The organism is Bacillus sp. JFL15 (assembly GCF_001184225.1).
GTDB classification, from domain to species: Bacteria; Bacillota; Bacilli; order Bacillales; family Bacillaceae; genus Bacillus; species Bacillus siamensis.
The window spans coordinates 2,740,811-2,754,840 of the sequence record NZ_KQ236689.1; the positions used below are offsets into that span (position 1 = coordinate 2,740,811).

Here is a 14,030-nt window from a genome sequence, read left to right on the forward strand (position 1 = left end):
TTTTAGGAAGAAATAAACATAAAGAGGATAAAAAGTAAAAAAATTAAAGAAAATCCTTGATTTGTGTCAAAATATTGTCGACATCTTCATTCTTTTGTTTGCTTAAGTTGGTTATAATTTCTTCAATGCGGTTTTTAAAAATTGTTGTTTTAATATGGTTATCATACGTTGTAGCTATTGTCATTAGCAAATCTGCTAGCTCAAAAGCTTGTTCTTTGTTTAAGATATATGATGACTCTTTAATCTGATTTATGACCCATTCTAGGTCATTTGTGTCTTTTATGGGGTAGTATGCCACCCTATAAATATCCAAAGGGTTCTTTTCTTTTAAAATTGTTGCAACCTCTTTACTTGTTATTGACTCAGAATTACTCAATGAGGCATTTTGAAATTCTGAGTCTTCATTGTTAGCTATTTCAGTGTCCATATCGTAATGATGCGTATACAGTTTTGACAAAAATTCATCAAACGATTTTGCTAGTTTGAAATCCTGATCAACCTCCACATCGAAGTAGTGAATTGGAGGGTTTGAGTTAGTTTCTCGATAATCCATTGCTACCCAAGTATGTCCGTCTCCATGGATAAGGAGCACATTTTCAGGTAAATCCCATTCCTTTATTAGGTATGAACTGTCTAGTATCCCTGGGTCTTCACCTAGCCCTAGTAGGTAATCAAACTCAATATGATCTTCTGCCCATGAATTTTGAACAGTTGTGGGGAATGCATTATAATTTATCATTCCTCCATTTTGCTCAAGTATAAGCTTCTTGTACGGCTCAGGTAGAATGATATTTAACCTGTTCTCGGTATGTTTGATCATCTCTTCAGTTACACTATCAAGTTTATAAGGATCTTCCTCAATTGCTTCCCAAAAATTACGCACTGTTTTTCCTCCTTAAAAGCAATACCGCGGTATAATTCGCATAGCTATATATATTATTCGACATTAAAGTAGATATACCTGTAATATTGCGAAAAAATTATAAAGGGAAACCACCTCCCGATGTTGTATTATTTGGAATAAGGGGGAGAGGAAAATGAAAAAGTTAATCGTTCTGACCTTAATTTGCATTGGTTTTATATTGAGTTTTAACACGCCAAGTGCTGAGGCGAAGCTTACATTAGACTACAAAAATGTGAATTTTCACATGAGTGAGGATTCAGAGAGTTTTTCAATGGCAGATTATTTTGATCGGAATTATGATCGCACTTGGCTCTTCTACAAATTCACAATTAACAATGCTGAAGGGTGTACTCTAAATATGAAAATCAGTAGGATAACTCTTGCTGGCTGGGTATTTCCACGTAGTGAGAAGCAGTTTGTAGGGAACTATGCTGACTATACTGCTACAGATCGAGTAGAGGGAGATGCTAATCGTAATCATGTGTTAGAGATTACAAAGAATCCAGGCTGCGGAGATGTGTGGATTAAAGGTATTTATGGATTTGAACATGAAGATTCATTTGATTGGTAAGCTTGATACATAGTCAAGGTATATCCTTGACCTTTTTTATGGATATAATGATAATTTAAAGTGATCATACATAATGAATGCGAGGTAGTAATATTGATTAAATCAAATTTAAAGCCAATATTAGACGAAAGGAATATCAGTATTCGAAAGCTGTCCAATGATATTGATCACGGTTTTAACACAGTCAGGAAGCTGTATCATGATGAAATGGAGCGGTACCCAAGGGATCTGTTGGATAAAGTCTGTACATATTTAAATATTGAGCTGCATGAGCTGTTGATTTACAAAAAAGATTAAAAAGATATTGATCACTTAAAGTGATCATGGTATACTAAAGTTACAAGAACAGTAAATACTTACAAATTTTCTAGGTCTACGTAAAATCATTCTTTTAAAGAGAAGGGGATTAGGTTGGATCAGTTAATAAATCCTACGAAACATTCTTTTTATTTTAGACTAAGTAAACATGATTGTTATAAAGTTAGAACAGGAAAGTGCTCCTTAGATTTAACATATAAGGAATTTAATGCATTAGAAGGCGAAGAGCATGAATATGCACTAAAATGCAGAAGATTGGCCGCACACTACATAAAACCAGACATGCATAAAAAACATTCAGGAATATATGCAAGCATAAATGCTTGCGGTCATATTTCGTTTAGTAATGGTCAGCACAGGATGTGTATCTGCAAAAGGTCAGGTGTCGATAAATTGCTTATTCATTTATCAAACAACGGAGATTATATATGTCATATATGTCAGGACAAAAACAAAAAATTAACAGTTAAAGAAAAATTGAAACAAAGGCTTTTTAAAAAGGATTCGAATAAACTTGCAAGAGAAAATGATTTTATTGATGATGAGTTTTTTGATTAAACCAATCTTTTATTTCAAATGGAGGGGTACATTTGGGTATACTCAACTTTTTCAAGAACAGAGCTAAAAATGAACAAAATGAGAATAAAAATAATATTAACACTGTTGGCGTTAATAATGAAACAGATGTGATATCGAAAAAAGAAAATTTTCCAATCTTGATTCAAGAGACAGGATTCTCAAGGAAATATGAAGAAAAGTCTGCATTTTTTGAGTATATAGACTTTAAGGTTGGAGGAACATCACACTATCAAAAAGATATTAAGAAAGCCATCAAGACTGAGGATGAAGATAGCTTTTTCTTCGATGAAAAATATAATGGTATGACAAATAAAGAGATTCTAGAATCAACTTTTGATGAGCCGATATTTATTTATCATAATTCCCTTTTCTCAGATTGTGAATTGCGGTTAGAAGAGAACAATAAGTACGATCCGGAAGCTATAGCAGTCTATGTAAATGATTGTAAGGCAGGGCATGTTCCCCGAAAGAATTTTCAAGAAGGCAAGAAATACATTTATGATCATCTAAAGAGTGGTATAAGGCACCCAATATCAGCAAGTTTGTATGGAGGAATATAAAGTTAACCGTGATGATACAAAGATTGAAGCAGGTGAAACAGATTATAAAATTGAGTGTCAAATAGTGATTAAAACAGATAAATAGAAAATAAAACTACGATTTTAATAAAGCTTCCCCTTCTAAAAGAAGGGGATAAAGTCTTTAAAGAGAAATATAGTTTTGATATTTAAAATGATTGAACTAACTGAATTGTTATGTAAACTGCTACTGCCCAAATGATTACTGCAGATATCCTATTTATAATTCTTAAAAATTTTCCATCGGAATCAATATTGCCTATTATACGTCCTACTATTGCAAGACTAAAAAACCAAATCCAAGAAACAATTATACAGGATGCAGTGAATGCTATTTTTTCTGAGCCCGAATAACTCAATGAGTTAGTTCCAATAACACCAACTGTATCAATAATTGCGTGAGGATTTAATAAGGACACTGAAAGAGCAAACATAATTTGTTTTTTCATTGGCATTGCTGATTCTTTTTTGCTTAAGTTTGCTGAATCACTTTTCCAAATAGACCAGCCCATGTAAATTAAAAAAATCAATCCTACACTGAATATTATTGTTTTTAAAATTGGTATGGTCAAAACAATTAAAGATACACCTAAAACTGCAAATAATATTAGGAATGTATCGCAAAGAGATGCTGTAATGATTACGGGCAATGCGTTTCTGAATTTTAATTGGGATACCCCTTGGTTAAAAACAAAAACATTTTGAGCACCAAGGGGAAGGATTAAACCAAAAGCTAATACAATTCCATTTAGTAACGCTGCTAGCAAAATATTTACGCTCCTATTCTCTTATTTATTACTTTCTGTTTATTAAATAGTGACCACATATATCTTCAATTACGCTATAAAATCCTGGTAAAAAAGATTTGAAAAAGCCTGTGCAATGGTGTGCTTCTTTATATTCCGGATCTTCCATTAATATTACATGTGCTTTTTTTAGATTATAGTGAGGAATTGCTGGAAACAAATGATGTACCAAATGGTAATTATCATGATGTGGGTGTAAAAAGAATATTTGCACAGGGTTGCCAAATGTATTTCTGCTTGCATATAGTTCGTTTTCATTTTTTAATCCTGAATGTTCAGCCATCTCTGCCCAATATCTTATTATTTGAAACGTAGTAAGTAGTGGGACAAACCAAAAAAGAATTAAATCCGTCCAAAAGCCAAAAACAATGCTACATATAACAATTGATAACCAAAAAGCAATCTTTATAATTCTTTCAGAATAAGGCTCCTCTTTTGAAAAAATATTGACTTTAATTGTTCCATAAATATATTTAGGAACGTGGGTTAGTGTAAGTGGTTTTAAAATATGTTTTAAGATAAATTTTTTAATACTACTTTGAGGTTTATCGAGCCCAATTAAAGCATATCTTTTAGTATCCGGATCTTTATTGATATCCCATAAATGCCGATGATGTTGATAATGGGAATTACAATAGGCTGTATAAGAAGTGAAAACTGGAAAAGCTGCAAAAAAGCATGCCATCCATTTATTTAAAAAACGATTTTTGAACAATAGAGCATGACTAGCTTCATGCATTAAATTATCAAAAGCTCTCATTCTACTACCGATAATTAAGATACTTAAAATATACATCCACCAAGAAGGGAATAGCTTTGTTATGAAAATACTTGCTATAATTAAAGACCAATCATATATAAGAGAAAAAAAGTTGTACCAATTATTTCTTTTGTGCAGTTCCCTGAGCCTTGACTTTAACTCTGGAGAAAATTTGGCTTTTTTAATCTTATGATTATGCGTATAAGAAGTCATATTCATTCCTCCCTTTGATGTGTTCTTTTATGGTTTATATTAGGTTTTTCTCCTTTCTTCTATGTGATTAATTGATATTTGAAAGGGTGTCTAATAGATAGTATAAATAATTTGAGAAAAATGTCAATATATTGATAATATTGAATTTATTTTAATCTTACGTCTATTATTGATATTTTGTATACGATCCCTCTTTTGATGTAACTGGATAATTAAAAACTATGTACAACAGTTATTCCCTAATGGAAGGATTTAAACAAACATAAAAAAAGCATTAAACTAAATGCTCTTTTTCATACCGAAACGCCGGCATTCACGCAAGAATACACCACTTTTTACAGAGCTTTTGAACAAAGTGTAATCGCAATTGTCGCAGCGGCCATACTTTACATCAGGATACTCTTTGTAATCATGGACGATTGAAGTATCATACCCATTTGTTTCGTATTTCTTTTCCACAAGATCACCTATTATTCAACATATTCAAGAATACCAACTTTCGTTCGATATAGGGAGGGAAACAATGATTGGATTAGCTTCTGGCTTGGAGTGACCGGTATTAAGTTTATTTTTGTTGAACAGGTCTATGATGAAGAGTTTAAGCAGGAACTGACTGATTTATTTTTACTAGGTATGGAGCAGAATATGATTGAACTGTTCTTTAAGAATAAAATAAATATCATGGTGTTTTACATATTAATTGGATTGCTGCCACTGGCCATAAAAATTGCTGGTCTGCTGAAGAGGAGTTAGTTATATCGGTTATCGATAACTTTTTTGTAATTCAATTTGAAAATGATGATTACTTCAAGTCGTTTAAATTGGACGGTAGTGGTTATGTAGCATCTAAGGGGCTTCATGACGCTTCTAAGTTTACTACAATGTCAGAAGCTTTAGTGATCTCAAACGAGCTATAGACAAAGTTTAAAGCCACTTCTGACATAAGGCAAATTGAAGTTATTACTAGGTGAGGAGTGTTCAGGTGTACTGGATTGAATGGATTGAGGATGGGGAGAAGAAAAGCATCGTTGCTGAAGGTTGGGTTGAATGGGCTTCAATCCTGAAAGACCTTTATCAGCAGCGATTTGAGTATGTTGAATGGAGGAGAAGTTTAAAAATATCTGAAAGGAAATGTATTTGATTTGGTATTGTTTAATTGGCTATCTCAAAACAAAGAATGGGTGTTTAGCGGTGCGGGTTTAACTATTATTGCTTGTGCGTTTAATCTTTTTAAGAAAAAAAATAAAAGTGAAGGAAAAAGATTCATCCAAGAATCTGGCGACAATTCCGTGAATATACAGGGGGAGAGCGTTAAGGTTGGTAATATAACGCCAAAGCAAGGAGAGGATACAGATGCTTAACAAAAATATTCGGCAGCAAGGCGGGAATCATTCCACGAATGTTCAAGGTGAAACTGTACATATTCATAGCGGGATAACCATAGCAGATGCCAAAGAAATTGCAAATGATGTTTTTGAAAAAAACATGTACAAATTAACATCCATTGCAGAAACAACTGCTAAGGAACGTGCTGATTTTCTTGTATCTAATATGCTTAGTAAAATAGATCAGGAAGCTGAGAAAGAAAAGTTGATTGGGAAATTTAGCGATCCTGATATACAGTATATTCTTTATACTTCTCAAAAAAGTTTTGCAAGGAGCGGTGACCAAGACTTGGGGGAGGTTTTGTCTAATCTTTTTATAGAAAGATTAAAGAGCGGTGAAAGTGACTTCAAGAAATTAATCATGAATGAAGCAATCGAAATAGTACCTCGTTTAACAAATAAACAAATTGAAATATTAACATTGAATTATACAATCGCTCAAATGAAGTTTAATAGTTTAAGATCTCTTGATGATTATAGAAACATGTTCTATGAAATTATCAATCCATTTATACCCTCGGAGGCACCGGCTCCCAATGACTGTGTTCATTTAGACTTTTGTAGAGTTGCTAAATTAGACATGGGATATCGCACATCTGTCTCTGAGTGTACTAAAATCGCTTATCCGGAGATATTTCCGCAAGGACTATCAGAAAGTGAGATGTTAGCATTTATAAGCAAATCAATACCTGAGTTTTTAGTTCTTCACAATATATGGAGTAAATCGGTAATTCAACAACTATACCCTACGCTTGTTGGTTGGGTATTCGCGGAATTAGCAATCGAAAAGAAAACTGGGATCAAACTTAATATTGAATTTGAATAATGAACCAATTGGGTAGCACACAGGTACCCGCAAGCTAAGAATTGTCTGTGGCAGCATGATTTCGAAAAAATCTTCTATTTTTTGATGCAGTTAGAGTATCGGGAGACGCTAGTAATCTTAATTTGCAGCTTAACACTATTAAAAAATTCAGTCACTCCGAATTAATGACTTTTAAGAAAAGGAAATGAAAATACAGGGGGATAAGTTAGTGAATCTTGTACTACAGGCATGGATTGGAACAGGCTCTGATATATCAACAGGGCTTATTACTGGAGTAGCAACAGGTATCGTGACAGGATTTATAGTCACAGCTTATTTTAGAAAAAGAGATGCAAAAAAAGAGAAGAAGAGAACATTATATGAGAAATATATGTACTTGCGAACTTTAAAAAGAAATTTAGACTTAATGTTGAATGATGAAAATAAAAAAGATCGTCAAAGTTATTTGTATTTTAATATCATTAATTTACTAATAGATGAACAATTACCACCGCATCTTGCTTTAGAAGGAATTAAACTTAAAGCTGAAGAGGATAAGTGCCTAAGATAAGCAAATAAAGCATACGAATTGATTTATGAAAATTTCGTCAAAAGTAAGGAGATAATTAATGATGAGGATATTAAAAAAATGAGTTCCAAAGTGCTTATGGCCTCAACAGATCTTCTTACAGTTACTAATAAAATCAAAGTGTGAATAACAAGTGAATTATTAAATTTTAATGTTAAGTAAAAACAATAATAAAGGCGGTTTTATATGGACGAGTTTGCTCACTATAAATTGAAGATTGATGCAAAACCAAGTATGTTTCACGGCAAGACAGTTAGAAAAAATCTAACTGATACTCTTTGGCGTAAAAAAATCAGGGCTGCCATTCTTGAAACAAAGAAACACAGGTGTGCGATTTGTAATTATACGCCTCACATCAATGATTTACGAAGACTTCATGTACATGAAATAGAAGAATATGATTTTGATAATGGGGTTGTAAAGCTATTAGACCTAGACCTGATATGCATAGACTGTCATTCTTTTCATCACTTTAAACGATCTCAATTGGTTCTAACTGATAATCAGTTAGCTAATCTTGCTAAACATTTTTGTAATGTGAACAATTGTACGATGGAGGATTACGAACAGTATAGGCAAATTCTAAAAGAAAAACGTTTCAAAGAGATACATGAAGAAATCAAACGAGAATTACAACTTAAAAAGCCGTTAGGGATAAAGCACAACACTGATATAAAGTTCGCTATCCTAGGTGATATACCATATAAAGATTTAGTTATTGAACGCTTAAAGAAAAAAGGCGTATATTACGAGTATGACAACTCGCAAGTTAAAGACAAGGGCTTATCCTAGGAACCCTTGTCTAAATAAAATATGAATTTAATTAGAGGGATCTGAATTTTTCTTAGGGGAGAACGCTTATGGATTTACTGAATTTGACTTACATTATATCTACAATTATAGGAGCCGCTGGGTTCATAAGTTTATTGTGGTTCTCTTATCTTAATAACAAAAGTGAAAAATAAAGCAGAGCATTGGGTTAATTTGTGGCTAAAGAGTAAGGGGGATTAATGATGACAGAAGACTTTTATTGCGATGAAGTATTAAGCGGAAAAACAAAAGTAAATAAAGTTTTAGAAACCGAGAATGTATTGGCGTATCATCATACAAGACCTTTTTGGCCGGTGCATTTTGTAGTTATTCCTAAAAAACACATCTCTTCTTTAATCACTTTGGAAGAAGACGACAATGAACTTTTACTCGAGTTGCTGGGTGTGATTAAAAAGGTTGCGGCGAAGGTGACAAAAGAAAGTGGTTCTTGCAGGGTGCTTACAAACTTAGGAGATTATCAAGATTCAAAGCATCTGCATTGGCATATAGCTTCAGGAGATCCATTGAGATAAAGAATCCTTTTAAAAGTGAAAATTATAAAATTGACCTACAGGATTTATGAAATTCCAAAGAAACTCCAAGTAGCAGTTGATTCTAAATGGCCAAAAATTGGGGATATAAAGATGAAATTGTATAATGAATTTATAAATATAGCTAAAACTCTTAATAAAGAGTTAGACATTATTCCATTATTATATGGATCTTTAGGTCTTGAGAAGGTAACTGGGTTGAACTTTTCACCAGAAGATATTGATATCCTTATTCCTGTAATATTTTTAGAGGAAAAGTGGGAAAAGCTAAAAAAAAGTATGGAACTGCAAGGATATAAATTGGTTGATTTACATGAGCATGAATTTAGGAAAACGAATACTAAAATAGGCATTGCTTGCATTGAGGATTTAAAACCATTTGCAGACGTAGACTATAATAACCTAGGGGTTTTTGAAGATGACGGAGCCAAATATCATTTGCTGACTATTGATGATTACCTCAAGGTTTATAATAAGTCTTTATTAGATGGATATAGAAGAACAAAGAAGAGTAATAAAGATCAAAGTAAAATTAACATATTGAATAAACTAATACAGTATTAATTAAATATTTGTACATTAACATGGCGGCAAAATCATAAAACACTTTACTGCTCAACACCTCATCAATCCATTTTTGCACAATCTTCGTTTATTTCAGTTGTTATCCTTATACATGCTTAAAATATTCCAATCTAGAGAAAGTATATCTGCAGACGGTATTGGAATGCAGACATTTGGATTCAAAAAAGAAATATCGGCCGCATACTCAATAACCCCCTTACCATTAACTGTGAGGGGGTCTATTTTTATTTATCTTATTAATTTAGAAAATGCGTTGACTAACAATCCATATTCAAATAGATCAATTGCTTTTCGATTCACCTTTCTTTTTGCTCCTGACAATCTTTTTGTCGACTAAATCACTTTGTTTAAGTTGAACTGGTTGTTAGAACATCATGTGATGCACCTCCTTTAAAAAGCATACACACATATGAGAGTGCTGAAAATTACCCGTATGAATTGGGATATGGCTGCCCAAACGGCTTTTCGCATGGAGCCAACATGCGGCAACTGGTCAACAGCCTTAGAAACTTCATCCTAACAGGGAAGTCCGGCGAGCATTGGGAATATAAAGAAATATAGGCTTACAGCTATGCAGGATGTATGAATATCCGTCAGCCGGCGAAGGAAAGGCAATCTCTATGTGTCGTGACAGTTCGGATGCGGGTGAATGGAACTTCCCATTCATCCGCTGTTATGTCAGAGGGACGAAAAGACATGTTTTGAGGAGGAAGCGGAATGATTAAATTTACACGGCCATCGCCTATGAAGAAAACATGCACGATGCACCCGGAAAAGAAATCTGTCAGAGCGGTTTCGTTTACTGATTTTAACGGCAATTCTGTAACAGTAACACTTTGTGAAAAGTGTCTGGCTGATTTAAAAAAGAAAGCCGCGGCTGAATACAGGAACGTGATCGAGGAGCGGGCCAAACAGAATCGTTTCAAGATTGGTGATCATGTGTATTTAAAGCATTTGGGAGTAGTCGGCGAGGTGAAAAACATGGAAGGCGTTCAAGCGGCAAACAGGACAGAACCAGACGGAATCCGGATGGCCACCCCTAAGGAAATCGCAGAATACAAAAAGCAGGAGAAGCAATAACAAGGAAAATTCTATCAGCGGTATTACTTACGGGAGCGGCGGCCGTTGCGCCGTCTGCTTCCGCGGCTTGGTCCGGCTGGCAAAATGAATCCGGATAGAGCAGCCGCGACTTATACAAGAAGCACAGCGGGCAGCTTTAAAACAGCAACGCCTCTGAAATTATTCAACGTGAAAACAATCCGGAATAAGACTGGAAAGGGAACCTATGTCATCCAGCTTGAGAACTACATCGGAACATTTGAATCAGTCAATTGTCAAATCAAATAAGGGGGATTCGATGGCGCTGAGAATAGTTTTGGGGCTGAGGGGGTAGGGTTCTGGTTTTATTTCCATTAGAGGGCGGCACATTTTATCGGGCTCAGTAAATGAGTGCGGGCCTTGACCGCCTTCACAGGAGGCAGTAAACATTTCTGTTCGATTGATTGACTCTGGCTGTTTACCGTCAGCGGGTGTTTTTCAGCTGATTCCCTAACTGTCACGGAAAACATTTCACAGGAAAAATATTGACTGTTTTCCTGTTTGTGATGTTTATTAGAAGGAGTATACAAAATTATTATAATGAGGAGGTCTGGATGTGAAAAATAAAGCGAGAATACAGGTTGGAATATGCATTGGGCTTTTATGTTTAAGCTTTACCGGTTTCAGCCCTTTATTCGGCTCAGCGCATGCTGAAGCGAAATCCATAGAAGACACAAAAATGACAAGCTGTACAACGAACAAAAAATTTGTTCAGCTTGAGAAAAAATTTGATGCCAGGCTCGGGGTTTATGCGATTGATACGGGGTCAAATAAGACAATCGCCTATCGGCCGAATGAACGGTTTGCTTACGCATCAACCTATAAAGTGCTGGCCGCAGCTGCTGTTCTGAAGACAAGCTCAAATGAAAAACTTAATGACATCATCCGCTACACCAAAGATGATCTTGTTACATATTCTCCAATTACAGAAAAACATCTGGATACAGGCATGAGCCTGAAAGAAATCTCCGAAGCCGCTGTCCGTTACAGCGATAATACCGCCGGGAACCTATTGCTCCAGCAGCTTGGCGGCCCTAAAGGTTTCGAAAAGTCATTGAAACAGATCGGGGATCATGTAACGAAAGCTGATCGATTCGAGACGGATTTAAACTCGGCGATTCCCGGGGATCGTCGTGACACAAGCACCGCAAAAGCACTGGCAACTGACCTTAAGACTTTTGCTTTGGGTAATACTCTCACGGCTGACAAGCGCACGATTTTAACAGATTGGATGCGGGGCAACGCTACCGGCGACGAACTGATTCGGGCAGGCGCTCCTGCAGGATGGGAAGTCGGCGATAAATCCGGAGCCGGAAGCTATGGCACACGAAACGACATTGCGATCGTTTGGCCGCCTGGCAGAGCCCCAATTGTTTTGGCAATCCTGTCAAACCGGTTTACGGAAGATGCCAATTATCATAATGCTCTTATCTCGGAGGCTGCAAAAGCCGCCCTTGATGGCCTTAAATAAACATTACCGTTCATTGCGGTATTTTTTTCGATAAATGTGATAATGAAGAGCCATAAAATGATGGGAAGAAGGGGAATTGTGATGCATTACATAACAGCATGCTTAAAAATCATCAGCGACAGAGACCTTAATGAAATAATGAAGGAATTCAAAAAACTTGAGGAAGAAACGAACAAAGAAGAAGGCTGTATTCAGTTCCATGCTCATCTGCTTGAACCATCAGAACGCAAAATTATGCTTTGGGAGATTTGGGAAAACGAAGAAGCTGTTAAAGTCCATTTCACGAAAAAGCACACAAAAGACGTTCAAAAACAAAAATTAACGGAAGTAGAATGGTTAATGAAAAGCAATGTGAGTGAGTAAAAGGCTTTGTCTGTTTGGCCGACTCTTCCAGCAACAATCATCAGTTTCATTCACTAAAACCCTTGCTGCGCAAGGGTTTTTTACTTTGAAAAGTTCTTTATATCGCAGTCTTTTTATGGGTAAGGAACAGACTTGGAATGAAGATGGCCGCAAGGATGATGACGGATATTAAGAATCCGGCATGGTAGCCTTTTAAACTGTTCGAAATCGTCGGCTGCAATCCTTGTATGACAGTTGCGGTAACGGTTGCGATCACAGCTGACCCAAAGCTGGAACCGAGGTTTTCAATCATATGAATACCGACACCTGCTTCCGGAAGCTGTTTGCTGTCAAGACCTGTATAAGCGTCACTCATCAATGGGAGCATAATTCCTCCAAAACTGGTGCCGCGGATAAACAATATGACGGAAATCCAAATCATACTTGTGTTATCGGTGATAAAAATAAGCGGGACAGATCCGATCAGCGACAGAACTAGACTGACCATAACCACGTATTTCGCACCAATCTTATCAATCATTTTTCCGGTCAGCGGACGAGTCACGAGCATTCCGACTCCTTGAGGGATTAAAGCGAGTGCTGCTTCGACTGCCGTGAAATGACGGAAGTTTTGAAAAAACAGCGGAAGTATTAACATCGGCCCCATGATGGCAACATTCGCTAAGAACAACCCGATCGCTGATGCTAAGAAGCTCTTGTGAGCAAACAAATTCATCGGCAGCACGGTTTGATTTTTTCTGATCCGATTATATACGAGGTAAATCGCTGCTGAAACAAGACCGATGACCACCCATAAGATCGTGTCGCTATTGTTAAATGATGCATGAGCCGCCGCTTTCGTAATACCGTACATCAATGCCGCGCTCATTAATGACAAATTGATAATCCCGAAAATATCGAGTTTACGATCTTTGTTGAATGGTTCAAAGTCCGGAATGGTTTTCATCATAAGCGGTGCAGCAATCAAAACGATGAACACGTTGATGTAAAAAATCCAATGCCATGAAGCACCTTGGACGATGAAGCCTCCGATGACAGGTCCTAAGATCGGGCCGAAGATCATAGGGGTGCTGACGATTGCCATCACTTTTCCCAGGTTTTCCTGACCTGCCGTTTTAACCAAGAGTGTTGACATAAGCGGAGTGATAATGCCGGCGCTGAATCCTTGAAGCAAACGGAAGAAGATGAAGCTGGAAACGTCACGGCTCATTCCCGCAAAAACAGAAATGACACCAAAGGCGATGACTGAGCCGATGAAGATTTTCTTGCCGTTATATTTGTTCATAAGCCAGCCGGATACGGGTACTGCAATCGCAAGTGCTAACATATAGCCTGTAACGGACCACTGAATGGTATCCAATGTCGTGTGGAAGTCTTCAGTCAGTTTGCCGATAGCGATGTTTACCATCGTAGAATCAAGCATTGGAGCGATTGCTCCAAGTGCAATAGCCCAGGCGGCTGTGAGAACTTCTTTTGGCAGCCGAAGTTCCTTTCTTTTATGTGTTGACATATTATTCTCCTCTCAAAATTGCTGTCTTTGTTTCCTTGTCAACAAAATAATAGAGTGTTTTTGTTTCTTTGTCAACAATAAGAGGGATATAAAAAGGCAGCCCGTTTTCATGGAGCAGGGCTGCCGGTGCTATA

General features: G+C 36.3%; 19 protein-coding genes and 1 pseudogene. 15 read left to right on the top strand and 5 right to left on the bottom strand.

Annotation, left to right across the window (positions count from 1 at the left end; all coding sequences use genetic code 11):
- Window positions 1-43: 43 nt before the first annotated feature.
- Window positions 44-883 carry an SMI1/KNR4 family protein gene (locus AD710_RS13770; RefSeq protein WP_049628279.1) on the bottom strand — a complete coding sequence of 280 codons (840 nt, stop codon included), beginning with the start codon at window positions 881-883 and terminating at the stop codon, window positions 44-46.
- Between the two features lie 154 nt (window positions 884-1,037).
- Between AD710_RS13770 and AD710_RS13775 the strand changes: the two genes are divergently transcribed.
- The 4 genes from AD710_RS13775 (at window position 1,038) to AD710_RS13785 (ending at window position 2,932) form a co-directional block, all read left to right on the top strand.
- A complete protein-coding gene (locus tag AD710_RS13775) occupies window positions 1,038-1,475 on the top strand; it encodes a hypothetical protein (RefSeq protein ID WP_049628280.1) in 438 nt (145 codons plus the stop codon).
- 93 nt (window positions 1,476-1,568) lie between these two features.
- Window positions 1,569-1,772: a helix-turn-helix domain-containing protein gene (locus tag AD710_RS13780; protein WP_049628281.1), complete on the top strand. Its 204-nt coding sequence runs from the start codon at window positions 1,569-1,571 to the stop codon at window positions 1,770-1,772.
- A gap of 114 nt (window positions 1,773-1,886) precedes the next feature.
- Window positions 1,887-2,351, top strand: a complete 465-nt coding sequence (locus tag AD710_RS19610) for a hypothetical protein (protein ID WP_156187170.1) — start codon at window positions 1,887-1,889, stop codon at window positions 2,349-2,351.
- 32 nt (window positions 2,352-2,383) lie between these two features.
- Window positions 2,384-2,932, top strand: a complete 549-nt coding sequence (locus AD710_RS13785; protein ID WP_231595056.1) for an HIRAN domain-containing protein — start codon at window positions 2,384-2,386, stop codon at window positions 2,930-2,932.
- 167 nt (window positions 2,933-3,099) lie between these two features.
- Here the strand turns inward: AD710_RS13785 and AD710_RS13790 are convergent, their stop codons facing one another.
- The 3 genes from AD710_RS13790 to AD710_RS19260 form a co-directional block, all read right to left on the bottom strand.
- The gene (locus tag AD710_RS13790; protein ID WP_049628282.1) at window positions 3,100-3,717 is read right to left on the bottom strand and encodes a LysE/ArgO family amino acid transporter; all 618 of its coding nucleotides are present in this window, start codon (window positions 3,715-3,717) and stop codon (window positions 3,100-3,102) included.
- A 28-nt stretch (window positions 3,718-3,745) separates the two neighbouring features.
- On the bottom strand, window positions 3,746-4,729 hold the full coding sequence (locus tag AD710_RS13795) for a fatty acid desaturase family protein (RefSeq protein ID WP_156187171.1): 984 nt from the start codon (window positions 4,727-4,729) through the stop codon (window positions 3,746-3,748).
- Between the two features lie 279 nt (window positions 4,730-5,008).
- Window positions 5,009-5,188: a DUF8096 family protein gene (locus AD710_RS19260; RefSeq protein ID WP_082197886.1), complete on the bottom strand. Its 180-nt coding sequence runs from the start codon at window positions 5,186-5,188 to the stop codon at window positions 5,009-5,011.
- 523 nt (window positions 5,189-5,711) lie between these two features.
- Between AD710_RS19260 and AD710_RS19615 the strand changes: the two genes are divergently transcribed.
- The 11 genes and pseudogenes from AD710_RS19615 (at window position 5,712) to AD710_RS13850 (ending at window position 12,386) form a co-directional block, all read left to right on the top strand.
- Complete coding sequence (locus AD710_RS19615; protein ID WP_156187172.1) at window positions 5,712-5,870, top strand: hypothetical protein; 159 nt, start codon at window positions 5,712-5,714, stop codon at window positions 5,868-5,870.
- A gap of 1 nt (window position 5,871) precedes the next feature.
- On the top strand, window positions 5,872-6,090 hold the full coding sequence (locus tag AD710_RS13805) for a hypothetical protein (protein WP_049628285.1): 219 nt from the start codon (window positions 5,872-5,874) through the stop codon (window positions 6,088-6,090).
- Window positions 6,083-6,940: an LPO_1073/Vpar_1526 family protein gene (locus AD710_RS13810; RefSeq protein WP_044802831.1), complete on the top strand. Its 858-nt coding sequence runs from the start codon at window positions 6,083-6,085 to the stop codon at window positions 6,938-6,940. The genes AD710_RS13805 and AD710_RS13810 overlap by 8 nt, the downstream gene beginning before the upstream one ends.
- Window positions 6,941-7,148: 208 nt before the next feature.
- Window positions 7,149-7,490 (top strand): hypothetical protein, encoded by a 342-nt coding sequence (locus AD710_RS13815; RefSeq protein WP_049628286.1) that lies wholly within the window; start codon window positions 7,149-7,151, stop codon window positions 7,488-7,490.
- Between the two features lie 204 nt (window positions 7,491-7,694).
- A complete protein-coding gene (locus AD710_RS13820) occupies window positions 7,695-8,300 on the top strand; it encodes a hypothetical protein (protein ID WP_049628287.1) in 606 nt (201 codons plus the stop codon).
- A gap of 218 nt (window positions 8,301-8,518) precedes the next feature.
- Window positions 8,519-8,851, top strand: coding sequence for an HIT domain-containing protein (locus AD710_RS13825; protein WP_077391943.1), 333 nt, complete (start codon window positions 8,519-8,521; stop codon window positions 8,849-8,851).
- A 111-nt stretch (window positions 8,852-8,962) separates the two neighbouring features.
- Window positions 8,963-9,433, top strand: a complete 471-nt coding sequence (locus AD710_RS13830; protein ID WP_049628822.1) for a hypothetical protein — start codon at window positions 8,963-8,965, stop codon at window positions 9,431-9,433.
- Window positions 9,434-10,171: 738 nt separating this feature from the next.
- Entirely contained in the window at window positions 10,172-10,534 is a 363-nt protein-coding gene (locus AD710_RS13835; protein ID WP_049628288.1) for a hypothetical protein, read from the top strand.
- Window positions 10,531-10,801, top strand: a pseudogene (locus tag AD710_RS13840) (hypothetical protein). Before AD710_RS13835 ends, AD710_RS13840 begins: the two are co-directional and overlap by 4 nt.
- Window positions 10,802-11,102: 301 nt before the next feature.
- Window positions 11,103-12,023: a class A beta-lactamase gene (bla, locus tag AD710_RS13845; RefSeq protein ID WP_156187173.1), complete on the top strand. Its 921-nt coding sequence runs from the start codon at window positions 11,103-11,105 to the stop codon at window positions 12,021-12,023.
- 42 nt (window positions 12,024-12,065) lie between these two features.
- Entirely contained in the window at window positions 12,066-12,386 is a 321-nt protein-coding gene (locus AD710_RS13850) for a putative quinol monooxygenase (RefSeq protein ID WP_156187174.1), read from the top strand.
- A 97-nt stretch (window positions 12,387-12,483) separates the two neighbouring features.
- Here the strand turns inward: AD710_RS13850 and AD710_RS13855 are convergent, their stop codons facing one another.
- On the bottom strand, window positions 12,484-13,896 hold the full coding sequence (locus AD710_RS13855; protein ID WP_049628291.1) for an MDR family MFS transporter: 1,413 nt from the start codon (window positions 13,894-13,896) through the stop codon (window positions 12,484-12,486).
- Window positions 13,897-14,030 lie beyond the last annotated feature (134 nt).